The organism is Streptomyces fractus (assembly GCF_049844455.1).
Lineage (GTDB): Bacteria > Actinomycetota > Actinomycetes > Streptomycetales > Streptomycetaceae > Streptomyces > Streptomyces fractus.
Map to the genome: position 1 here is coordinate 7,199,702 of NZ_JBMYHI010000002.1, position 22,551 is coordinate 7,222,252.

A 22,551-nucleotide genomic window follows, 5' to 3' on the forward strand; every position below is an offset into this window, starting at 1 on the left:
GCGCGTTCACGCGGCCGCCTCCGTTCTCCCGACTTCCTTCGCGGGCGCGTCGATCTCCGCCACGGTGAAGGCCGCGCCGGCGCCGCGCGCCCGCCAGCTGCCGAGCGCGTAGCCCCCGGCCGCCGTCAGTACACCGGCCACGATCGCCCCGGCGCGGCCCGCGCCCCCGGCCCGGCCGAGCGCGAAGTCCCGTACGCCGCGCGCCGCCCCGGCGGGAAGGACCCGCGTCGAGTAGGCGCGCTCGGTCTCAAGTCCCTTGTCGGAGCCGACACTTCGGGCGACGAGCGCCTTGGAGAGGCCCTCGGCGTAGGTGCGCGTACGGAAGTAGGCGAAGCGTTCGCGGCCGGCCGGCACCCGGTGGTGGATGACGGCCCGGTCGTCGATGAGCAGCACCGCGTCCGGTCTCGCCCGCGTGATCCGGATGCACAGCTCCGTCTCCTCGCAGCCCAGCGGGCGCTTGTCGCCGTCCCGGCCGATGCCGGTCGCGAAGCCGCCCGCGATGTCGAAGGCGCCGCGCCGGAACGAGGCGTTGCCGCCGAGCACATTGCGCACCTCGACCTTGCCGCGCGGCAGGCCCTTGTACGAGCAGCCCACCACCCAGTCGAACTCCTCCGGGAACCAGAGGGGCCTGCGGCCCGAGGCCCAGATCGGTTCGGTGTGCCCGCCGACCGCGAGGACGCGCGGGTCCGCGTATCCGTCGGCGAACCAGTGCAGCCAGTCCCGCTCCGCGACGGCGTCGTCGTCGAGGAACGCGATGATGTCGCCGCGCGCGGCGGCGATCCCGGTGTTGCGCCCGGCGGACAGCCCGCGCGGCCCCGCGTTCGCGAGTACCCGCACGCCCGCCACGCCCGCGAACTCCCCGGTGAGACGGTCGAGCAGGGCCGGATTGTGGTCGACGACGAGGAGCGTCTCCAGGGCGGCGTACGACTGTGCGCGCACGGAGGCGACGGCGGCGAGGATGTCGCTCCAGCGGTCCTCGGTGTACACGCAGATGACGACGGACGCCGTCATCCGCGCGGCGTGTTGCTCCGTCAAGACCTGTCCCCCCGCACGAGGTTGAGCTTCGTGGGGGTCGGCCTGCTGCGCAGGGCGCGGCGGTTCGAGCGCTCCTTCACGATGACCTTGAGCACCCGGATCCCGTCCCGCACGGCGCGGAGATTGCTGGCCCCGTGTATCCGCAGGTACTCGTGGCTCGGTATCTCCTGGACCTTCAGGCCCGCCTTGACGACCCGGATGTTCATCAGGGTCTCCACCTCGAACCCGGTGCAGTCGAGCTCGATCTCGTCGAGGCAGTGCCGCCAGAACGCGTTGTACCCGTAGCAGAGGTCGGTGTAGCGGGCCCCGAACTTGGCGTTGACGGCCGAGCACAGCGCCCAGTTGCCGAGCTTGCGGATGGGCGTCATGTCGTCGGTGCCGCCGCCGTTGGCGAACCGCGAGCCCTTGGCGAAGTCGGCGCCGGAGACCAGCGCGGAGACGTACGAGACGATCTCCTGGCCGTCGGCGGAGCCGTCCGCGTCGACCATCACGATGATGTCTCCGGTGCAGGCCGTGAAGCCGGTGATCAGGGCATCCCCCTTGCCCTTTCCGCGCTGCGGTACGACCACGACTTCCGGCCACAATTCCCTGGCCACTTCCACGGTGTCGTCGGTGGAATTTCCGTCCACAAGAACGACTTCGTGGATCCAGTCGGGAAGGGTCTTGAAGACGTACGGAAGATTTTCCGCCTCGTTCATGGCCGGAATGACCACGCTGACCCGCGGCGCGATCGCCAGGTGCGTGGAGATGGCCCGGTAGCGGGCGGGAATTCGGCCTTCCGGCGGTGTCCCCTCGGGTATCACCGGAGGCACAACGGAACTGCTCATGAGTCTGGTCCCTCTCGTCCGGTGGACCGCCCGCCCCCGGGCGGTCCGGCTTCGTGTCCGGTTCGAAAGGGGGGTTCTCACTTACGGCCATGCCGGAAGAGCTCTCCGTACAGGCCGGGTGAGCTGGCATTGCACACCGGTTTGTCGGACCGGCCGCGCGGCACGCGACCCGGTGACCCCGGACGCCGAAGCGAGCGGCTCACCGGAACGCGGCACCCCCCTGCCGCGCCCCGCCCCGGACCTTCGCGACCTCGGTCCCTCCCCTTGATCGCATTTCGTGCCGGCCCGATGCGGGTGGATGTACGACGGTATTGATGATTGAGACTGTATGGCAAGACCTGGAACGTGGCCTCACTTTTTTATTGTTTTGGCCATTCCCTTAACTTCCGTCCCTCTTGGCGGACTTGGCGGATTTCTCCCATCCGTTTGCGGATATCCCGCGCCGCGCCCCCACGCAGCCGCCGGAGAATCCATTGCAGAACGAAAGCGGAGGCGCTGATTATCGCGACGGTGAGCACGCCGCCGTCCACCGACCAGCGGTGCACGGCGAGCATGCCCTGGGCGATCAGCATGACGACTGCGACCGCGCCGGCCGCGGAGGTCACCGTGCGGGCCCACGGGTCGAGGCCGCGCAGGGCGGCCGCGAACGCGGCGCCGGGCGCGGCGAGCAGGAAGAAGAGCGCGAGTGGTCCGCGCAGCGGGGATCCGGCGTGCGAGAGCGCGAGGACGAGGCCCGCGCCTCCCGCGACGACGCCCGCCCCCGCGAGCAGGTACGGACCGTCCGATGAAGACGGCTTGATGCCGATGGTCTGCATTGGCGACTTTGCCCCCCGACGCGCCGGATGCCGGGCTTCAATGTGGCGCAGTCCTCGGGCCGGCGTCAAGGACACAATCAGGGCAACTCCGGAGCGCAGCAGTCCAGTTGAGTGGCCTTCTACGGGCGTAGCGCCGATGAGCTGAGGGTATGTCATCTCCCTGGCATGAACCTGCAACACAAGCGGGCGGCAGCGACCCTGCCGATCCTGCTAAAGGGAGGTTCCATGAGATCTTTCCGGATTGCGGCCCACGTCTCCTCTTTCGTCCTCGCCGCTGTGGCAGCCCTGACCGGGGCGAGCGCCGCGGTGGCCTCCGACTCCGCGGCGCCCACGGGCTATGTGGCCCTCGGTGACTCCTACTCCTCCGGCGTCGGCGCCGGCAGCTACGACGCCGGCAGCGGCGACTGCAAGCGCTCCACGAAGGCGTACCCCGCCTTGTGGGCGGCGGCCCACTCACCCGCAAGCTTTAATTTCACCGCGTGCTCGGGTGCTCGTACGGGTGATGTCATCGCCAATCAGCTCGGCCCGCTCGGCGCGGGCACCGGGCTCGTGTCGATCTCGATCGGCGGCAATGACGCGGGCTTCGCCGACGTCATGACGACCTGCGTCCTGTACTCCGAGTCCACCTGCCTGAACCGCGTCAACGAAGCGCGCGCGTACGTCACTTCGACCTTGCCGGGCAAGCTCTCCGACGTCTACTCGGCGATCAGTACGAAGGCGCCCGCCGCGCACGTGGTGGTGCTCGGCTACCCGCGCTTCTACAAGCTCAGCGGCAGCTGCGTGGCGGGCCTCTCCGAGAACGAGCGCTCGGCCATCAACAGCGCGGCGGACCTCCTCAACTCCACCATCAAGCAGAACGCCGCGACCAGGGGCTTCACCTTCGGCGACGTGACCAGCACGTTCACCGGGCACGAGATCTGCTCCGGCGCCGCGTGGCTGCACAGCGTCAACTGGTCGAACATCGGCGAGTCGTACCACCCCACGGCCACCGGGCAGTCGAGCGGGTACCTGCCCGTGTTCGCCTCCGCCGCGTAGCCGGCTCCCGGCACGCGGACCTCGGTGCCGCGGGCCTCAGTACGTGGGTGAACCGGTGGTGGCCCCGCTCGTCGGGGTCACCACCTCGCACGTGATCGCATACGACGCGTAGTTGGACGTCGCCGCCACCGGGCTGCGCACCTCGACGCCGATCTGGCCGCGCAGCGTGCCGCCCTCCTCGTAGCGCGTCAGCGTGGTGGTGACCGTACGGGCGTTGTTCGCGGCGCCCTTGGGGACGGTCAGCGTCTTCCAGCCGGAGCCCGAGGCGGCGCTGCCCTTCACCACCCAGCGGTACTGAACGGAGGCCGGGGTGCGGCCCACCGTGATCGTGGCGGCGAACGCCGGGGCGGCGGCGAGCGGTGGCGGGCACGGGCCCGAGTAACTGCCGCGCACCGTACGGACGGTGACCCGGACGGACTGGGCCGGAGTGGTCGTGTGGCCGCCACTGGAGCCGCCGTTGCCGCCGTTTCCTCCGCCGGTGGAACCGTCGCCGTTGTTGTCGCCGGTCGTCCCGCCGCCGTTGCCGCCCCCGCTTTTACCACCGCTGCCGCCGCTGTTGCCGCCTGTGGTGCCCCCGCTGTTCCCGCCTCCGGACGTGCCGCCGCCGTTGTTCGCGTTCCCGTTGGGGGTCGAGTCGCGGTTGAGCAGGGCGTACGTGAGTCCTCCGATGGCGAGGACGAGGACCACGATGCCCGCGATCACGGCCACCGAGGCGCGGCGCGGGTGCCGGGTCCCCGGCCCGGCGGGGACCGGGGCCGTGGCGGCCGTCCGCGCCGCGCCCGCCGGGGTCGGTACCGGTATCGGCGTCGGGGGAGGCGTGGGCACCGGGGACCGCATGGAGGTCATCGTCGGCTGCGAGGCGAGCGGGGACGCCTGCACCGGGCCCGCGCGCAGGGTGCCGCCCGCACCGACGACGCGCAGGTCGTGCTCGGCCTCGGACGCCGGGGTCCGCTCCGCCGGATCCTTGCGCAGCAGTCCCTCGATCACGGGCGTCAGCGGCCCCGCGCGGCCCGGTGGCGGCAATTCCTCGTCCACGATGGCCCGCAGCGTGCTGAGCGGGGTCTCCTGGCGGAACGGCGAGTGCCCCTCCACGGACGCGTACAGCAGCACACCGAGCGACCACAGGTCCGACTCGGGTCCCGGGGTCCGCCCCAACGCCCGTTCAGGGGCGAGGAATTCGGGGGAGCCGATGACCTCGCCCGTCATGGTGAGCGCCTGCGTCCCCTCGACCATGGCGATGCCGAAGTCGGTGAGTACCACCCTGCCCTCGTTCGACAGGAGTACGTTCGCGGGCTTCACGTCGCGGTGCAGCACGCCCGCCTCGTGGGCGGCGCGCAGCGCGGCGAGCACCTCCGCGCCGATGTGCGCGGCGTGCGCCGGGGGCATCGGGCCCTCCGCGTCCAACTGCTCGGCGAGCGAGACGCCGCGGACCAACTCCATGACCACCCAAGGGCGGTGCTCCTCCGTGGCCACGTCGTAGACCGTCACGACGTTGCGGTGCGTGATCCGCGCCGAGGCCCACGCCTCCCGCTCCAGGCGCGCGTACATCCGCTGCACCTCGGCGTCCGGGAGCCCGGCGGGCGCGCGCACCTCCTTCACGGCGACCTCGCGCCCGAGCACCTCGTCGCGGGCCCGCCACACGGTGCCCATGCCGCCCGCGCCGAGGGGGTCGAGCAGTCGGTACCGTCCGGCGACCACACGCTCAACCACGGGCGCCCCCATTCGTGGGAAGACAAGCAAGCGCGGCACGACAAGTCTGAACAAAAGTAGCTCAACCGAGTGCCGTTGCGGCCCCCTTGAACACCAATCCGCAGCCGAGTACCACCACGACGAAGTCCGAACCGAACGGCACCGCGCGGCTCAGGCCCCACCGCGCGAACCCGTGGTCATGCGAGTGCGCCCGTGCCGCCGTGCGGTGCCGCCACGCCCCGCGGAGCCGGCTGTGACGAGGACGCCCAGGGCTATCACGCCGAGCATGTGCGTGACCGTCACGGACGCGGCGCGCGGTCGGGCCGGGCGCGAGCGCGTGCAGCGCGCCGAGGAGCAGCGCGATGCCGACGGCCAACTCGGCCAAACCGGGGCCGAGTTCGTGCCGTGACACAAGACCCGTAAGGCGACGCGCACCCCACGCACAGCGTCCTGAGCCCCGCCTGCCCGGGTCGGAACACCGCGCCGGTCGTACGCACATCAAGGGCGACCCGGCGTCCGTCGAAGGTCGCCCCGGTGCGCCGCGCGGTGATCACTGTCACAGGGCCCGCGGCGCCGCCGCGTTCCCTCGGTGTGCTGCCCGACGACGGCTCCGACACGCCGGTGGTGGCCACCGGCTTGACTCCGGGCGTCTCCTCACTCGCTGTCACGGCGGAGCCGGACGGCGGTTCTCGACGGCCCATAAGCGCCCCACTTGTCCAACTCGCCCTGGAATCAGTCGTATTCGGAGAGTGATCGCTTTCGAACCGTCAACCTCCTTACGGGGGAGGTGAATACTGCGACCGGGATACACGGGTGTCGCGCTGGGGCGATAGGGTTAACCTGCCCGGGCCGGGTGCCCTCGTACGGGTGGGGAGTGACATGGAACAGATAACAGTGCGCAGCAGGCCGCGAGTGCCTGCGATCACCTGCGGGAACAGTGCGACCAGTTCGCGCCTCGACCGCCATCTCTCGGTGCTCGGCGGCCCTGCCGTCCCGCAGCGCGAGACGGTGGAGGCGACGTCGCTGATGCGCGAGCTGACCACGCGTGACACGGCGCACGAGCGCAGCGGCAGCCGCGCACGGATGCGAAGGGTCTCGCTCTTCGCGCCGCTGCGGCGGCTTCGCCGCTCGCTGTTCGGCGGCCACTAGGAAGCGGCCGCCCCAGTATGAGACAAGGCCCGTATCGCGCCTCCGCGCCGTCTGGTGTATCGCCGCGCAGCACAGCGACCGTCATCCCCACGGCACGCGGCGGACACTCCGGCGAGGAGGACGATGCGGGCCTTTGTCGTGCCCGCTTGCCCGAACGCCGCGTAACGCCCTTGTCACGTACGGATGTTGACGGGGCAACCTCCAGGGTCCACTGTGGCGCGTGATCGTCGATGGCAGCTACAGCTACACCCACCTCACCCCCGGAGGTACGCGTGTGTGACCTGCACGACCACCATGAGCACGAGATGCCCCAGGCCACGTCCGGGCCGCAGATCAGCAGACGCCGCATCGTACAGATGCTCGGCGCCGCCGGAGTGACCACCGCCGCGATGACCGCCCAGGCGGACCCGGCGATGGCCGCCGCGGCGGACGGCGCGGCGGCGGACGGCGCCGAGTTCGCCGAATACAAGGCGCCCGAGGGTCTCGCGAAGGACAGCCCCGCCAAGACCGCCGCCCTCGGCTGGATCGGCGCCAACAGCTCCCGCATCACGGGTCTGAACGAGGAGATCTGGGAGCACGCCGAGCTGTCGCTGCGCGAGTGGAACTCCTCGATCGCCGAGGCCGGCTTCCTCGAAAAGGCCGGATTCGACGTGAAGTTCGGCACGGCCGGATTCCCCACGGCGTTCACCGCGACCTACTCGTACGGCAGCGGCGGCCCGGTCCTCGGGTTCAGCGGCGAGTATGACGCGCTGCCCGGCCTCTCGCAGAACAAGGGCGTCGGACACCACGACCCGCGCGAGTACATCCACGACCCCTTCACCCCGAGCTACGGTCCTGGTCACGGCTGCGGGCACAGCGCGCTCGGCACCGCTGCCGCCGCCGCGGCGGCGGCCGTCGCGCAGGCCGCCAAGCAGCACAAGCTCCCGGTCACCGTGAAGTTCTTCGGCTCCACCGCCGAGGAGGCCCTGATCGGCAAGACGTACGCGGTCAGCAAGGGCGTGTATGAGGGCCTCGACGCGTTCCTCGACTGGCACCCCTCCACCGCCAACGCCACCGGCTGGGGCACCAGCAACGCCATGACCGCCGTGACCTTCACGTTCCTCGGCGTCGCGGGACACGGCGGCACCCCGCTCGGGAACAAGTCCGCGCTCGACGCCGCCGTGATGATGGCGACCATGTCGGAGTTCCTGCGCGAGGAGAACATGGCGCCCTCCGCCCGGCTGCACTGGGTGATCAACAACGGCGGCGACATCCCGAACGTCACGCCGGAGATCGCCGAGATCAGCTACTACGTGCGCGAAGGCAGCACCGCCCGCGTCCAGGTGCTGCTCGACAAGGTGATCGCGATCTCGGAGGCCGCCGCCAAGGCCTCGCAGACGAAGGTGCAGCACCGCATCACCTCCGCCTGCTGGAACCAACTGCCCTCCAAGTCCTTCGCGGAGCTGCTGCACGACAACATGCAGCAGATCGGCCCGCCGAAATTCAGCGCGCAGGCCCACCAGTTGGCGAAGGACCTCCAGAAGTCGCTGGGGCTCCCCGAGGCCGGGATGCACGACAAGGTCGCCGAACTCAAGCCGCCCGACCCGGTGTTCCTCGGCGGCGGCTCGACCGACGTCGCCGACATCAGCTGGAACGTGCCGACCGTGTCGATGGGCGCCGCGCTCGCCCCCATCGGCGGCAAGTTCCACACCTGGTCCACGGCCGCCTGCGCCGCCGCCGCGCCCGGACAGGCCGCGGTGCTCGCCGCCGCGAAGTATCTGGCGGCCACGGCGGTCGACCTGATCACCCAGCCGGAGCGGCTCAAGGCGATCAAGGACGAGTTCAAGGACCGTACGAAGGACGTCGAGTGGAAGACGGCGATCCCGGAGGGCTATGAGCCGCCCATGTACGAGCCGCCGCAGTGGTTCCTGAAGAAGACCGGGCAGAAGTGGCCGCCGAGCAACATCACCTGGCCGCCGAAGCGGGTCGTGTCCCAGGAGAAGTTCTCCTCGCTGGGCCCCGAACTGGCCCCGCAGAAGTAGGCGACGCTCCCGATCCGCTCACCGTCCGCCGTGCGTGTAGCGGCGGACGGCGAGCGGCACGCACACCGCGAGCAGCACCGCGCACCACGCCAGCGAGCCGGCCACAGGATGCGCCACGGGCCAGGCCGCGCCGTGCGGCACCGGCGCGTTGCCGAACAGCTCGCGCACGGCCGTCGCGACCGCGCTGATCGGGTTCCACTCGGCGAGGGTGCGCACCCAGCCCGGCATCCCGTCCGTCGGGATGTACGCGTTCGACAGCAGCGGCAGCATGAACGTGGCGCCGCCCAGCTGCCCCGCCGCCTCCTCGCTCCGCGAGGCGAGCCCGAGCAGGATCCCGACCCACGTCGCGGCGAACCGGAAGATCAGGAGCAGCCCGAACGCGCCGAACGCGGCGGTCGGCCCGCCCTCGATCCGCCAGCCCATCGCGAGCCCCACGAGCACCAGCGGCACCAGGCCGACCGCGGTCGTCAGCAGATCGGCGACCGCCTGCCCGAGCGGCACCGCGGCCCGGCTCATCGGCAGCGTACGGAACCGGTCCATCACGCCCCGGTGCGAGTCCTGGGCGGCGCCGAACATCCCGGTCATGATCCCGTTCGCGGCGGTGGCGACCAGCATGCCCGGCACCAGGAACGCCCGGTAGTCGGCGCCCGGCATGGCGAGCGCGGAGCCGAAGACGTAGCCGAAGAACAGCAGGAACACGATCGGCATGGTCTGCGTCATGATCAGGATGGCCGGCGCGTGCCGGACGCGCTGGAGGTGACGGCCGAGCATGGCCGTGCCGTCGTAGAGGATGGCGGTACTCACGCGGCGGCCTCCTGGGGCTCGGTGGTGGTGTGTCCGGTGACGGTGAGGCGCAGGAACACCTCGTCGAGTGTGGGCGGGCGCAGCGTCGCGTCGAGCAACGGGACGCCGGACGCGTCGAGTTCGCGCACGACGCGGGGGAGGGTGACGGCCGGATCGAGGACGACGGCGCCCACGGTGCGGCGCTCGGCGTCCAACCGGGGCCGGGCTCCGGTGAGTTGGTCGAGGACGACGGCCGCCGCGTGCAGCGCTTGCTCGCCCGCGTCCTCCGGCACGACGACCTCCGCGTAGTGGCCGATCTGCGCCTTGAGTTCGGCGGGCGTGCCCGAGTGGGCGGCGCGGCCCTCGTCGATGAGCACGATGTCGTCGGCGAGCTGGTCGGCCTCCTCCAGGTACTGCGTGGTGAGGACGACGGTCGTGCCCTCGCGGGACAGCTCGCGCACGGCCTCCCAGATGTCGTTCCTGCTGTGCGGGTCGAGGCCGGTCGTCGGCTCGTCGAGGAAGAGCACGGCGGGGCGGGTGATCAGGCTCGCGGCCAGGTCGAGTCGGCGGCGCATGCCGCCGGAGTACGTACGCGCGACGCGGTCGGCGGCGCCGGTCAGCTCGAAGCGCTCGATCAGCTCGTCGGCGCGGGCCCGGGCGCCCGGCGCGCGCAGCAGGCGGGCGAACAGGCGCAGGTTCTCGCGTCCGGTGAGGTCGCCGTCGACCGAGGCGTACTGGCCGGTGACGCCGATGCTGCGGCGGACGGACCGCGGGTCGGCGGTGAGGTCGTACCCGGCGACACGCGCGGTGCCGGCGTCGGGCCTGAGCAGGGTCGTGAGCAGCCGGACCGCGGTCGTCTTGCCCGCCCCGTTCGGCCCGAGCAGGCCGCACACCGTGCCCTCGCGGACCGCCAGATCCAGGCCGCGTACGGCGTGCACGGTCTTCGCTCCCTTGCCGAAGCGCTTCTCCAGACCCTCACTAAGTACAGCGTACGTAGAAGTCATGGCCCCACCGTAGCGCACTACGTACGGTGTACGTAACTAGGATGGTGCGCGAGGTGATGATCAATGACGGGCCGAGCGGCCGAACCCGAAGTGATCTGGGCGCGCCCCGAGCGCGCCGGGAGGGGGCCACGGCCTGCCCACAGCAGGGCCGACATCGCGGCGACGGCGGTGCGCGTCGCCGACGCCGAGGGCATCGACGCGGTGTCCATGCGGAAGGTCGCCGGTGAGCTGGGCATGGGCACGATGTCGCTCTACAACTACGTGCCGCGCAAGGAGGACCTGTACGAGCTGATGGTCGACGCCGTCAGCGCCGAGTACGCGTTCCCGGAGCCGAGCGGCGACTGGCGGGCGGACGTGCTCGGGCTCGCCCGGCAGGCACGGGAGCTGATGCACCGGCACCCCTGGATGCCGGGCCTGATGTCACCGGTCTACGGGTTCAGCCCCAACGCGCTGGCGTACCTGGAGTACTGCCTGACCTGCCTCGACCCGCTCGACCTGCCGTACGGCACGAAGATGGAGCTGGTCGCGGCGGTGACCAGCGTGGTCACCACGTACGTCGCCAACGAGATCGCGACGGCCGAGCGGACCCGCTCCCTGCCGTGGAGCGCCGAACAGGAACAGGCGGTGCGGATCGGGTATTTGGGCCGGCAGCTGGCCTCGGGCCGCTATCCGCGCCTCGCGGCGTCGTTCGCCGAGGACGCGGGCCCGATCGACCTGGAGGCCGTGTTCGAGCGGGCGCTGCGGAGGACGCTGGAGGGGTTCGCGGCGGAGTGAGCATGCCCGCCGGGCGGTGTGGGAGGAGTGCGAACAGGTCGCCCTCGCCCGGTTCCTGGCGGCCGGGCCGGTGGCCGGCCAGGTGCTCGCGTTCCGGTGCCGGGAGCGCTCGCTCCCGATCTCCCCGAGTGTCACAGGATCGCGAACTGGCCGCCCGGGCCCTCTTCCTGGTGGTCCAGGACGGAGGCCGGGCGGCGGGCCGCGTCCGGGACCGGGAGCACGCGCGCCTGTTCCAGGTCCTTCGTGGTCATCGGGTCCGCGAGGGCGGATTCCCGCAACTCCTTCTGGAGCGGGGCGAGATCGGACAGGAGCGTCAGGATCGTGATGAGCTCCAGGAGTTGTGACGTCCACGGCTGGGGCCAGGTGGCCGGGCGCACGGCCGCGAGCGTTCCCGGCTCGGCGGGCCCGGTGCGGCGGGCGAACCATTGCTCCAGGACGCCCACCCCGCTGACGCGGAAGTCCCAGGCCGCCTCGGGCACCGGCGATATGCGCCCGTCGCCGATGTGCAGGGCCTCCTCCTCGCGGTCGTAGAGGATCTCCGTCGGCCGGGCCGGCAGCGGGGCGCGCACGTACGGGCGGCGGCCGCCGGGCAGTTTGGGGCGCTCGGCGTCCGTGCCGCGCCGCTCCAACCACAGGACGTGGCGGCCGAGTTCCACGCCGCGCGCCCACACATCGGCGTCGTCCGGCAGCGGCACGCGGATGTCGGGGGAGCCGTCGCGGGCGCCCGCCACCAGGATCCACGCGAACAGATCGGCCGCCGTCACCTCCCGGTCGTACGCGCCGGAGAGGTGGGTGAGCAGGCCCGGTGCCACGTTCGGCTCCGCGCCGCCGGGGCGGCGGTACAGCGGGCGGATGCGGCCGGGCCGGCCGGCGGGGGAGCGGCCCTCCGGGAGCACGGCGGACGCGAGCAGCGCGGGGCCGCCGGCGTCCGGCACGTAGCCCTGCTCGACGAGGAACAGCTGCCGCTCGTCCGCGACCCGCCACAACTCGGGGCGTGCCGCGTCGATCAGGCGCTGGTCCGGGATGAGCCACTGCTCGTCGAACGGGCCGTGCAGCAGCGGTACGGGTTCCGGGCAGGGGCCTTCCGCGTGCGCGAGGGGCTCCGTGCCGGTGCGTTGGCCCGGGAGCTGGGCGGTGGCGGTGTGCAGGGTGCGGGCCCGCGAGGGTTCGAGGAGCGCCGCGCGCTCGGCCTGCCCGGCCGCCACGAAGGTGTCCCAACGGGCCTTCAGGGACGCGGCGTCCGGTGCGACGGGCCAGCCGCGGCCCGTGCGCAGCGGTGCCACGGACCAGGGCATGAGCTCCGCCAGGAGCGGGTCGTTCGTCACGACCGGCATGGTACGTCCCCCTCTTGCGCGGCACCGTGGTTGCGGACTCGGGGCTCTGCCCCGGACCCCGCGCCTCAATCGCCGCAGGGGCTTGAAATCAGTCCGCGTCCAACGTCACCGTGAACGAGAAGCGGTCGCCCCGGTAGTGGATGACCGCCACGTCCAGGACTCTGCCCTCTTCGTCGTACGTGATGCCTGTGTAGTGCAGGATCGGGCTGAGCAGGGGGACTTCGAGGAGGCGGGCCGTCTCGGGGTCCGCCAGGCGTGCCTGCACCGAGTCCGTGATCCGGCTGATGCGCACGCCGACCACGTCCCGCAGCACCTTCGTCATCGGCCACCGCTCCAGGTCCGCGAGGTCGACGCGGGCGCCGATGTCGGGCCGCAGGTAGTTGCGGGCGTGGTTCGTCGGCTCGCCGGTCTTCTCGTCGCTGCGCAGCCGGTGGTACGCGGGGACGACCCCGGCCCCCGGGAAGTACTCGGCGAAGGCCACGGGGACCGGCACCGTGTCGTGGTCGAGCAGCCGCGTCGTCATGCCGGACTGCTGCGCGACGATCGCGTCGACCGAGCCGAGCAGGCGCACCGGCGCGCCCTGCTGGGCATCCGGCTCGATGAACGTGCCGCGGCGCCGGTGCCGCGTGATGAGGCCCTCGTCCTCCAACTCCTTCAGTGCCTGACGCATGGTGAGCACGGAGACCCCGTAGTGCCCCGCGAGCTGTTCCTCGGTGGGCAGGCGCAGCGGGTCCTGCGGCGATCTTCCGAGTATCGAGGCGCGCAGGGACTGCGACACCTGATACCAGAGCGGCAATTTGCGGTTCAGGACGATCGAGTCCGGGGCGAATGACGTCACGGGTTATCCGTACCGGTCGTGGGGGGAGTGGTGCAATGCGGCGACCATGGACGATGGGTCCTATCCGCGGAAGTGGCGCTCCAGGCCGCGCCACACGTCGTCGTAGCCGCGCTGCAGGTGGTCCGCGGTCGAGGCCTGCGGGGCCAGGGTGACGGGCCAGCGCGTCTCGAACATGAAGGCCAGGCCGTCGTCGACCTTCTGCGGCTTCAGCTCGGCCGCGCTCGCCTTGTCGAACGTGTCCCGGTCCGGCCCGTGCGCCGACATCATGTTGTGCAGCGAGCCGCCGCCCGGCACGAATCCCCCCTTACCGGCGGTCTTGGCGTCGTACGCGCCCTCGATGAGCCCCATGTACTCGCTCATCACGTTCCGGTGGAAGTACGGCGGCCGGAACGTGTCCTCGCCCACCAGCCAGCGCGGCGCGAAGACGACGAAGTCGACGCCGGCGAGCCCCGGGGTGTCGGACGGCGACGTGAGCACCGTGAAGATCGACGGGTCCGGGTGGTCGTACGAGATGGTCCCGATGACGTTGAAGCGGCGCAGGTCGTATACGTACGGGACGTGGTTGCCGTGCCAGGCGACGACGTCGAGCGGGGAGTGGTCGTACGTCGCGGCCCAGAGGTTTCCGCAGAACTTGTTGACGACCTCGACCGGTCCCTCGGAGTCCTCGTACGCGGCGACGGGGGCCCTGAAGTCCCGTGCGTTCGCAAGGCCGTTGGCGCCGATCGGGCCGAGGTCGGGCAGCTGGAACGGGGCGCCGTAGTTCTCGCACACGTACCCGCGCGCCGACTCGTCCAGCAGCTCGACACGGAAGCGGACGCCGCGCGGGATCAGCGCGACCTCGCCCGGCCCGGCGGCGAGCATCCCGAACTCCGTGCGCAGCAGCAGCCCGCCGCGCTGCGGGACGATCAGCAGCTCGCCGTCCGCGTCGCTGAACACCCGTTCCGTCATGGGGGAGTTGGCGTGGTAGAGGTGCACGGCCATGCCGGTGCGCTGCGTCGCATCGCCGTTGCCGCCCAGCGTCCACAGGCCGGCCAGCCAGTCCGTGCCGGGGGCGGGCTCGGGCAGCGGGTCCCAGCGGCGCCGGTTGGGATCGGGAACGGTCTCGGTGAACGGGGCCGCGCGCACCGCCCCGTTGTCGACACGGCTGAACTCCGGGTGCGCCGCCGACGGGCGGATCCGGTACAGCCACGAGCGGCGATTGTGGGCCCGCGGCTCGGTGAACGCGGTGCCGCTGAGCTGCTCCGCGTACAGGCCGAGCGGCGCGCGCTGCGGCGCGTTGCGCCCCTCGGGCAGTGCCCCGGGCACGGCCTCGGATCCGTGCTCGTTCCCGAAGCCGGAGAGGTAGGTCAGCCCCTCGGCGGTCTTGCGTACGTCCCCGCTCATCATCGCTCCCTGGTCAATGATTCCTATGCAACACCGTAGGATTCGCGGGTGGGCGGCGCAAGACGTCACCGTCCGTCATCTGGTTGACGCGCAGCGGTACCAGAGGCCGAGCGGGCGCCCGCGGGCGTCCTCCCCGCGAGGGATCCGCCGACGTCAACGGTCCTCTACCGTCCGGGACATGCCCAGCCTTCCGTCCCTGCGCGCGCCCGCCGTGGCGCTGCTGACCTGCGCCCTGCTCGCGGGCGCCGCGGGCTGCGGGGACGGCGGAGACGGGAGGGGCGGGAGGGACGACGGCGGGCCGCGGCGCGTCGGGGAGGTCCTCTCCCGCACCGACGCCGAGGGCCACCACTACCGCCGGGTCCCCGAGGAGGGCGCACCGGAGGTTGGCCTGATCGTGAAGCCGCAGACGGGCCCCGCGGGCGGCTGGGAGGTCCGCGTCCGGGTCCGCCGCTTCCGCCTCAGCCCTCCGGGCACCCCGGCCCGGGCCGTCGAGGGCCACGGGTACGTGCGGCTCTACCTCGACGGCCGCTTCCTCGCCCGGCCGCGCTCCGTCGACTACCGCCTCCCCGGCACCCGCCTGCACCGCGGCACCCACCACCTCACCGCCCGCCTCTACGCCGACGACCACACGGTGTGGGCCGTCGCGGACAAGCCCGTCGAGGCCACCGCGGACCTGACCGCCTCCCCTTAGCCTGTTCTAGTCTGGCGGGATGGCCCACTCAACGCCCCTGCGCCGGGCGCCCGTTCAGCGGCGCAGCGCCGAGCGTCTGTCCCGGATCCTCGACGCCTGCGCCGAACTCCTCGACGAGACGGGCTACGACGAGCTGAGCACCCGCGCGGTCGCGCACCGCGCCGAGGTCCCCATCGGCTCCGTCTACCGCTTCTTCGGCAACAAACGCGCCCTGGTGGACGCGTTGGCCGATCGCAACCTCGACCGGTACGTGCGGCGGGTCACCGCGCGCCTCAGGGAGGTTCCCGCCGGCGACTGGCGGGCCGCGATGGACGCGGTGCTCGACGAGTACCTCGCGATGAAGCGCACGGCGCCGGGCTTCTCCCTGGTCGACTTCGGCACCCAGGTCCCCGTGGGCGCCCCGGACGCCGACCCCAACCACCGCGTCGCCGACACCCTCACCGAACTCCTCGCCCCGCGCCTCGACCGCGCCCCGGACGCCGCGCTGCGCCGCGCGTTCCTGGTGGCCGTCGAGTCCGCCGACGCCCTGGTCCGGCTCGCGTTCCGCATCGACCCGGAGCGCGGCGACGCGGCGGTCATCGGGGAGGTGCGGGAGCTGCTGCGCGCGTACCTGGCGCGCGTACTCGACTGACGCAGCCGCGTGAACCGCCCGTGACCTGGAGTTTTGCGCTTATTGCTCGCGTGTCAACGTCTTGTTAACGCTTGTTCGACCCACCTAGCGTCTCGCTGGCTGCCTCCCCCACGGCGGCTGTTCGAAGGCGAACGCAGACGTTAGGGAATCCCTCCATGCTGACCATTCTCGGGTTCGGCATGATCGCCACCTTCCTGGTGCTGATCATGATGAAGAAGGTGTCGCCGATCGCGGCACTCGTGCTCATACCGGCGCTGTTCTGCGTCCTGGTGGGCAAGGGGGCGCACCTCGGTGACTACGTCCTCGACGGCGTGGGCGACCTGGCACCGACCGCCGCCATGCTGATGTTCGCGATCGTCTACTTCGGCGTGATGATCGACGTCGGTCTCTTCGACCCGATCGTGCGCGGCATCCTGAAGTTCGCGAAGGCCGACCCCGTCCGCATCGTCGTCGGCACGGCCGTGCTCGCCGCGATCGTCTCGCTCGACGGCGACGGCTCCACCACCTTCATGATCACCGTCTCGGCGATGTACCCGCTGTACAAGCGCCTGAAGATGAGCCTCGTCGTGATGACGGGTGTCGCCGCGACCGCCAACGGCGTGATGAACACGCTGCCTTGGGGCGGCCCGACGGCCCGCGCCGCCACCGCGCTGAAGGTGGACGCCAGTGACATCTTCGTGCCGATGATCCCGGCGCTCGCCGTCGGCCTCGTCTTCGTGTTCGCCCTCTCGTACGTCCTCGGGCGCCGGGAGCGCAAGCGGCTCGGATACCTGTCGCTCGACGAGGACGTCACGGTCACCGAGACCGTCGAGGAGAAGGTGCTCGTCGGCGCCGGGAGCGGCAGCAAGGGGACCGGTGCCGGCGCCGGTGGCGGATCCGCGTCGTCCACCCCCTCGTACGAGAACGAAGAGGGCGAGACGTTCTCCGGGCTCGACCCGAACCGGGCCACCCTGCGCCCCAAGCTCTACTGGTTCAACGCCCTGCTCACCGTGGTGCTCCTGGCCTCCATGATCATGGAGTTGCTGCCGATCCCGGTCCTGTTCATGCTCGGCGCCGCGCTCGCGCTCTCGGTCAACTACCCGCACATGGCCGACCAGAAGGCCCGGATCGGCGCGCACGCCGAGAACGTGCTCAACGTCGCGGGCATGGTCTTCGCCGCCGCCGTCTTCACCGGCGTGCTCCAGGGCACCGGCATGGTCGACCACATGGCGAAGTGGGTCGTGGGCGGCATCCCCGACTGGATGGGCCCGCACATGGCACTCGTGACGGGCGTGCTGTCCATCCCCTTCACGTACTTCATGTCCAACGACGGCTTCTACTTCGGCATCCTGCCGGTGCTCGCCGAGGCCGGTCACGCGCACGGCGTCTCGACCCTCGAGATCGCCCGCGCCTCGCTCGCCGGACAGCCGCTGCACATGTCGAGCCCGCTGGTCCCCGCGGTCTACGTGCTCGTGGGCATGGCTAAGGTCGAGTTCGGCGACCACACCAAGTTCACCGTGAAATGGGCGGCGTTGACCGCGCTGGTCGTCCTCGGCGCCGGTCTGCTGTTCGGAATCGTGTGACCCGATGAATCCAGTGACCCGATGGACCGTGTGACCTCATGAGCCGTGCCTGGCTGCTCCGCCTCGTCATCGCCTTCAGCTTCGCGCAGGGGGCGGTGTCGATGGCGCGGCCCGCGGTCTCCTACCGGGCCCTCGCGCTCGGCGCCGACGAGCGTGCCGTCGGCGTCATCGCGGGGGTCTACGCGCTGCTCCCGCTGTTCGCCGCCGTGCCGCTCGGCCGACGCACGGACCACGGCCGGTGCGCGCCGCTGCTCCCCATCGGCGTGGCGCTCATCGCGGGCGGGTGCGCGCTGAGCGGACTCGCCAACACCCTTGTGGCGATGGCCGCCTGGAGCGGTGTCATGGGCCTCGGGCACCTGTGCTTCGTCATCGGCGCCCAGTCGATCGTCGCCCGGCAGTCCGCGCCCGAGGACCAGGACCGCAACTTCGGCCACTTCACCATCGGCGCCTCCCTCGGCCAGCTCGTCGGGCCGATCGCCGCGGGCGCCCTGATCGACGGCCACGACATGGCGGGCACGAGCGCGCTCGCGCTCCTCGTGTCGGCGGGCGTCTGCGCGCTGGCCGTGACCTCGCTGTGGCGCATCGAGACCGTCCGTACGCGGACGGGCGCGCGCACGAAGGACGCCTCCCGGGTCCCCGTGCACCGCATCCTGCGCACCCGTGGCGTGCCCGGCGGCATCTTCATCAGCCTCGCCGTCCTGTCGGCCACCGACATCCTCACCGCGTATCTGCCGGTGGTGGGGGAGCACCGGGGCATCGCGCCCTCCGTGGTCGGCGTGCTGCTCAGCCTGCGCGCGGGCGCGACGGTCGCCTGCCGCCTGGTCATGACCCCGCTCATCAACTGGCTCGGCAGGACCGCCCTGATCGCGACGACGTGTCTGCTCGCGGCGCTGCTGTGCGCGGGCATCGCGCTGCCCGTGCCGGTGTGGGTGCTCGGCGCGATGCTGATCGTCCTCGGCTTCTGCCTCGGGGTGGGCCAGCCGCTCTCCATGACCACGGTCGTCCAGGCCGCCCCCGCCGAGGCCCGCTCCACCGCCCTGGCGCTCCGGCTGACCGGCAACCGGCTCGGCCAGGTCGCGGCACCGGCGTCCGCGGGCGTGATCGCGGGCGTGGCGGGGACGGCGGCGCCGTTCGTGATGCTGGGCGGGCTGCTGGCCGTCGCGGCGGGGCTCGGCGTGCGGGGCGGTGGCGGGCGCGGTTCCGTGCCCAAGAGGACATGGGCTCCCCGCCTCCGCCGACGCGAGAAGGAGCGCCAGCGGCACTGACCCGGCGGCCCGGGCCCCAGCAGACGCCAGCACCCCTGGACCCCTGGACCCCTGGACCCCTGAAACTAGCGACGCTAGTTTGGCTGGGCACGTACGTGACACCCCGCACTCGCTCAGGGAGTTGTTCTCACCATGGTCCGCGCCGCTGTACTGCCCGCCGTCGGCTCGCCGCTGGAGATCGCCGACATCGACCTGCCCGAACCGGGGCCCGGCCAGGTCCGGGTGCGGCTCGCCGCAGCCGGCGTCTGCCACTCCGACCTGTCCCTGACCAACGGCACCATGCGGGTCCCGGTCCCCGCGGTCCTCGGCCACGAGGGCGCCGGCACCGTCGTCTCCGTCGGCGAAGGCGTCACGCACGTGGCCCCCGGCGACGGCGTCGTCCTCAACTGGGCGCCCTCCTGCGGCAGCTGCCACGCCTGCGGGCTCGGCGAGGTCTGGCTGTGCGCCAACGCGCTCGCGGGAGCGGCGAACATCCACGCGAAGCGCGCGTCCGACGGCAGTGACCTCCACCCCGGACTGAACGTCGCCGCGTTCGCCGAGGAGACGGTCGTCGCCGCGAACTGCGTCCTGCCGGTGCCGGCCGGCGTCCCGCTCACCGACGCGGCCCTGCTCGGCTGCGCCGTGCTCACCGGGTACGGCGCCGTGCACCACTCCGCCCGCGTACGGGAGGGGGAGACCGTCGCGGTGTACGGCGTCGGCGGTGTCGGCCTCGCCACGCTCCAGGCCGCGCGCATCGCGGGGGCCTCGAAGATCATCGCGGTCGACGTCTCCCCGGAGAAGGAGGCACTCGCCCGCGCGGCGGGCGCCACGGACTACGTCGTGGCCTCCGAGACGACCGCGCGCGAGATCCGCGGGCTCACGGACAAGCAGGGCGTCGACGTGGCGGTGGAGTGCGTCGGCCGTGCCGTCACGATCCGGACCGCCTGGGAGTCCACGCGGCGCGGCGGGCGCACCACCGTCGTCGGCATCGGCGGCAAGGACCAGCAGGTCACCTTCAACGCCCTGGAGATCTTCCACTGGGGCCGCACCCTGTCCGGCTGCGTCTACGGCAACTGCGACCCGGCACAGGACCTCCCGGTGCTCGCCGAGCACATCCGTGCGGGGCGCCTCGACCTGAGCACCCTCGTGACCGAGCGGATCGCTCTGGACGGGATCCCGGCGGCGTTCGACAACATGGTGGCGGGCAAGGGCGGGCGGGCGCTGGTCGTGTTCTAGGGCTGCCGCTTCCGGGGCCGCCGTGCCGATGAGTTCCCGGGTCGCGTCCGGTCTGTAAGAGGAGAAGTCTGATGGCAGACCGGCGCGACCGGCACCGGCATCGGATCGGGAACCCAGGAGGCACACCATGTCCGCCAGCGCTCAGAAGATCCGCCCCTGCTTGTGGTTCGACGGCAAGTCCGAGGAGGCCGTCGACTTCTACATGTCGCTCTTCCCCGGTTCCGACAACAAGGTCCTCGAGGTCCAGCGCTTCGGCGACGAGGGGTCCCAGGAGCCGGGCTCGGGCGTCGTCGTGTCGTTCCGCCTGGCGGGCACCGAGTATCAGGCGCTGGACGGCGGCCCCGAGTTCAAGTTCAACGAGGCGGTCTCGTTCTCCGTCGACTGCGACGACCAGGCCGAGGTCGACCGGCTGTGGGACCGCCTGACGGCGGACGGCGGCGAGGCGGGTCCGTGCGGCTGGTGCAAGGACAAGTACGGCCTGTCGTGGCAGATCGTCCCGCGCCGCCTCCCCGAACTCCTCGCGGACCCCGACCGGGACCGGGCCGGCCGGGTCCTGGCCGCGATGATGAAGATGGGCAAACTGGACGTCGCCACCCTCGAATCGGCCTGACCCAATCCAAGCCCCTGCGGTGGTTGGTTTTTCAAGCCCCTGAGTGGGTCAACCGGGGGAACGACCTCGCCGCGACCAGGAACACCAGCGTGGTGAGCGCGAACGGCCACGTGAACATGTGCCCGCCCACCGGCGCCGCGAGCGCCCCGAACGCCGGCGCGCACACCGTGGCGGCCACGGCCCCCGCGACGGCGTACGCCACCGTCCGCCGCGTAGCCGCGAGGAACACCCCGCACAGCGCGAGCGCGACAAGCGCGGCGTTGTACGCGGACGTGCCGTCGGCGAGCTGCGCGGCGGGCTCGCCGAGGGCCCACGCGGTCGCCATGCCCGCGACGTTCCCGAGGCAGGCCACGCCCGCGACCCGCGGCCCGGCCACCAGCAGCCCGGCGAGCACCAGGGCCCCCGCGTACCACTGTGGCATCAGGAAGATCTGGCCGAATCCGGCGAAGAACCCGTGCACGACGTCGTCGAGCTGGAGGCCCGTCCTGGCCCCGGACACCGCCCGGGGGAACGCGGCGATGCCGCCCCCGCCGGTCCACACCCGCGCGAACCCCGGCGCGGCCAGCGTGACGACGCTCGCCACGAGGCAGAACGGCAGGGTCAGGGCGGGCAGCCCCCACGAGCCGAGGGCCCGGCCCCCGGCGGCGGTGGCCACGGTCGCGGCGGCGCACCCGAGCAGCGCCACGAGCACCGACGACAGCTGGTCAGGGTTCAAGAAGACCGCACAACTCACGCCCACCAGGCACGAGTTGAACCCCTCCATGCCGACCGTGAGCCGCTCCTTGTCCACCCCGAGCAGCGCGGCCACCAGCGTGCCGACGGCGGCGCCCCCGACCCCGTAGAGCCCGTACTCCCACCCGGCGGAGAACAGCGCGGCGGCGAACAGAGCGCCGGTGAGGGCGCGCGGCAGGAACGTCACCTGGCCGATTCCGCGCAGCACGCGCAGTGCGAACTGTCTACAGTCGGTTGCCCAACTCTGCCCGATTTCCTGATGAATCGCGGCATCCATCGTCTGCGCCATGCGCCGCTCCCGTGTTACGAAGATGTTTCCGGCCCGGCGAATGTACGTTACAGCTACTCCCTGGGAAGTTCCGGGCCGGGGGCGGGAACACGCCACCGCCACCGCGCCCGCTCAGTGCGCCGCCGACACCCCCAGCTCCGCCCGCAGCGCCCGCTCCCCGGCCCCGGTCACCCGCACCGCCCGCTCGGAGCCGATCCGCTCGACCCACCCCGCCGCGAAGGCGTGAGTGCACAGCGCGGCGCCCGCCCGTCCGGCCAGGTGCGGCCGGCGCTCCGTCCAGTCCAGGCAGCCGCGCGTCAGCGGCCGCCGCGGCCCCGGCTCCAGCGGCGACCCGAGGTCGCGGAACCAGCCGTGCCCCGCGTCGGTGAGCGCGAAGGCCGAGGAGTCGGCGTCGGCCCGCAGCAGTCCCCGCTCGACCATCGCGTCGGTGACCGTGATGCCGAGCCGGCCCGCGAGATGGTCGTAGCAGGTCCGCCCGCGGGCCATCGCGGTCCGCGCCGACGTGGCCCGCAGCGTGGGGGGCCGCTCCCCGCCGTCCGGCGCGGCGTATCCGGCGAGGCCCTCCAGGAGCTGCGCGACCCGCGCGTCGGCCAGCCGCAGATACCGGTGGCGGCCCTGCCGCTCCTCGGCGAGCAGCCCGCCCGCGACGAGCTTGCCCAGGTGCTCGCTCGCGGTCGACGCCGCGACGCCCGCGTGCCGCGCCAGCTCGCCCGCCGTCCAGGCCCGCCCGTCGAACAGCGCGAGCAGGCAGGCGGCCCGCGTCTCGTCGGCGATCAGCGAGGCGAGAGCGGCGAGGCGCGGAGCGCCGGGTTCCTTGGAGGCGGCCATACGTCCACCATGCCCCGCCCACGCTTCGGCGCCCGCCGAAC

The 22,551-nt window shown here is 72.0% G+C and carries 22 protein-coding genes and 1 pseudogene; 12 read left to right on the forward strand and 11 right to left on the reverse strand.

Translation table 11 applies throughout. The annotated features are described in order from the left end of the window. Positions 1–6: 6 nt before the first annotated feature. The 3 genes from ACP4E5_RS34615 to ACP4E5_RS34625 form a co-directional block, all read right to left on the reverse strand. Positions 7–1,011, reverse strand: a complete 1,005-nt coding sequence (locus ACP4E5_RS34615; protein WP_425841880.1) for a glycosyltransferase family 2 protein — start codon at positions 1,009–1,011, stop codon at positions 7–9. 20 nt (positions 1,012–1,031) lie between these two features. Beyond that, positions 1,032–1,862, reverse strand: coding sequence for a glycosyltransferase family 2 protein (locus tag ACP4E5_RS34620; RefSeq protein WP_425835690.1), 831 nt, complete (start codon positions 1,860–1,862; stop codon positions 1,032–1,034). Positions 1,863–2,221: 359 nt separating this feature from the next. Further along, on the reverse strand, positions 2,222–2,677 hold the full coding sequence (locus ACP4E5_RS34625) for a hypothetical protein (RefSeq protein WP_425835692.1): 456 nt from the start codon (positions 2,675–2,677) through the stop codon (positions 2,222–2,224). A 225-nt stretch (positions 2,678–2,902) separates the two neighbouring features. Here ACP4E5_RS34625 and ACP4E5_RS34630 point away from each other — a divergent pair, with 225 nt between their 5' ends. Next, positions 2,903–3,712 carry an SGNH/GDSL hydrolase family protein gene (locus tag ACP4E5_RS34630; RefSeq protein ID WP_425835694.1) on the forward strand — a complete coding sequence of 270 codons (810 nt, stop codon included), beginning with the start codon at positions 2,903–2,905 and terminating at the stop codon, positions 3,710–3,712. Between the two features lie 36 nt (positions 3,713–3,748). On the opposite strand, the gene ACP4E5_RS34635 is transcribed toward ACP4E5_RS34630, so the two are convergent. Continuing rightward, complete coding sequence (locus ACP4E5_RS34635) at positions 3,749–5,434, reverse strand: serine/threonine-protein kinase (protein WP_425835696.1); 1,686 nt, start codon at positions 5,432–5,434, stop codon at positions 3,749–3,751. Between the two features lie 220 nt (positions 5,435–5,654). Between ACP4E5_RS34635 and ACP4E5_RS34640 the strand changes: the two genes are divergently transcribed. From ACP4E5_RS34640 to ACP4E5_RS34655, 4 genes and pseudogenes are all read left to right on the forward strand, one after another. Next, positions 5,655–5,810, forward strand: coding sequence for a hypothetical protein (locus tag ACP4E5_RS34640; protein WP_425835698.1), 156 nt, complete (start codon positions 5,655–5,657; stop codon positions 5,808–5,810). A 131-nt stretch (positions 5,811–5,941) separates the two neighbouring features. Continuing rightward, positions 5,942–6,154, forward strand: a pseudogene (locus tag ACP4E5_RS34645) (anti-sigma factor domain-containing protein); the annotation flags it as partial. Positions 6,155–6,280: 126 nt separating this feature from the next. Beyond that, entirely contained in the window at positions 6,281–6,550 is a 270-nt protein-coding gene (locus ACP4E5_RS34650; protein ID WP_425835700.1) for a hypothetical protein, read from the forward strand. 272 nt (positions 6,551–6,822) lie between these two features. Beyond that, positions 6,823–8,571: an amidohydrolase gene (locus ACP4E5_RS34655; protein WP_425835702.1), complete on the forward strand. Its 1,749-nt coding sequence runs from the start codon at positions 6,823–6,825 to the stop codon at positions 8,569–8,571. 18 nt (positions 8,572–8,589) lie between these two features. Here the strand turns inward: ACP4E5_RS34655 and ACP4E5_RS34660 are convergent, their stop codons facing one another. Both ACP4E5_RS34660 and ACP4E5_RS34665 read right to left on the reverse strand, forming a co-directional pair. After that, on the reverse strand, positions 8,590–9,342 hold the full coding sequence (locus ACP4E5_RS34660; protein WP_425841882.1) for an ABC transporter permease: 753 nt from the start codon (positions 9,340–9,342) through the stop codon (positions 8,590–8,592). 29 nt (positions 9,343–9,371) lie between these two features. Then, a complete protein-coding gene (locus ACP4E5_RS34665) occupies positions 9,372–10,358 on the reverse strand; it encodes an ATP-binding cassette domain-containing protein (protein WP_425835704.1) in 987 nt (328 codons plus the stop codon). 63 nt (positions 10,359–10,421) lie between these two features. Here ACP4E5_RS34665 and ACP4E5_RS34670 point away from each other — a divergent pair, with 63 nt between their 5' ends. Further along, the gene (locus ACP4E5_RS34670) at positions 10,422–11,132 is read left to right on the forward strand and encodes a TetR/AcrR family transcriptional regulator (RefSeq protein ID WP_425835706.1); all 711 of its coding nucleotides are present in this window, start codon (positions 10,422–10,424) and stop codon (positions 11,130–11,132) included. Positions 11,133–11,263: 131 nt separating this feature from the next. On the opposite strand, the gene ACP4E5_RS34675 is transcribed toward ACP4E5_RS34670, so the two are convergent. The 3 genes from ACP4E5_RS34675 to hmgA form a co-directional block, all read right to left on the reverse strand. Next, positions 11,264–12,466 carry a type ISP restriction/modification enzyme gene (locus ACP4E5_RS34675; protein WP_425835707.1) on the reverse strand — a complete coding sequence of 401 codons (1,203 nt, stop codon included), beginning with the start codon at positions 12,464–12,466 and terminating at the stop codon, positions 11,264–11,266. A gap of 88 nt (positions 12,467–12,554) precedes the next feature. Further along, entirely contained in the window at positions 12,555–13,304 is a 750-nt protein-coding gene (locus ACP4E5_RS34680) for a GntR family transcriptional regulator (RefSeq protein WP_425835709.1), read from the reverse strand. 60 nt (positions 13,305–13,364) lie between these two features. After that, entirely contained in the window at positions 13,365–14,687 is a 1,323-nt protein-coding gene (gene hmgA, locus ACP4E5_RS34685) for a homogentisate 1,2-dioxygenase (RefSeq protein ID WP_425835711.1), read from the reverse strand. A gap of 178 nt (positions 14,688–14,865) precedes the next feature. Between hmgA and ACP4E5_RS34690 the strand changes: the two genes are divergently transcribed. The 6 genes from ACP4E5_RS34690 (at position 14,866) to ACP4E5_RS34715 (ending at position 20,661) form a co-directional block, all read left to right on the forward strand. After that, positions 14,866–15,378: a hypothetical protein gene (locus ACP4E5_RS34690; RefSeq protein ID WP_425835713.1), complete on the forward strand. Its 513-nt coding sequence runs from the start codon at positions 14,866–14,868 to the stop codon at positions 15,376–15,378. Positions 15,379–15,397: 19 nt separating this feature from the next. Next, positions 15,398–16,009 (forward strand): TetR/AcrR family transcriptional regulator, encoded by a 612-nt coding sequence (locus tag ACP4E5_RS34695; protein ID WP_425835715.1) that lies wholly within the window; start codon positions 15,398–15,400, stop codon positions 16,007–16,009. Positions 16,010–16,164: 155 nt separating this feature from the next. Further along, on the forward strand, positions 16,165–17,571 hold the full coding sequence (locus ACP4E5_RS34700) for a CitMHS family transporter (RefSeq protein WP_425835717.1): 1,407 nt from the start codon (positions 16,165–16,167) through the stop codon (positions 17,569–17,571). A 38-nt stretch (positions 17,572–17,609) separates the two neighbouring features. Then, positions 17,610–18,836, forward strand: a complete 1,227-nt coding sequence (locus tag ACP4E5_RS34705; RefSeq protein WP_425835719.1) for an MFS transporter — start codon at positions 17,610–17,612, stop codon at positions 18,834–18,836. A gap of 132 nt (positions 18,837–18,968) precedes the next feature. Then, positions 18,969–20,051 (forward strand): Zn-dependent alcohol dehydrogenase, encoded by a 1,083-nt coding sequence (locus ACP4E5_RS34710; protein WP_425835721.1) that lies wholly within the window; start codon positions 18,969–18,971, stop codon positions 20,049–20,051. A 127-nt stretch (positions 20,052–20,178) separates the two neighbouring features. Further along, complete coding sequence (locus ACP4E5_RS34715) at positions 20,179–20,661, forward strand: VOC family protein (RefSeq protein WP_425835723.1); 483 nt, start codon at positions 20,179–20,181, stop codon at positions 20,659–20,661. Positions 20,662–20,692: 31 nt separating this feature from the next. Here ACP4E5_RS34715 and ACP4E5_RS34720 read toward each other — a convergent pair whose 3' ends face one another. Beyond that, positions 20,693–21,682, reverse strand: coding sequence for an urea transporter (locus ACP4E5_RS34720; protein ID WP_425835725.1), 990 nt, complete (start codon positions 21,680–21,682; stop codon positions 20,693–20,695). Positions 21,683–21,793: 111 nt separating this feature from the next. Further along, positions 21,794–22,510 (reverse strand): ArsR/SmtB family transcription factor, encoded by a 717-nt coding sequence (locus ACP4E5_RS34725; protein ID WP_425835727.1) that lies wholly within the window; start codon positions 22,508–22,510, stop codon positions 21,794–21,796. Between the last annotated feature and the right edge of the window lie 41 nt (positions 22,511–22,551).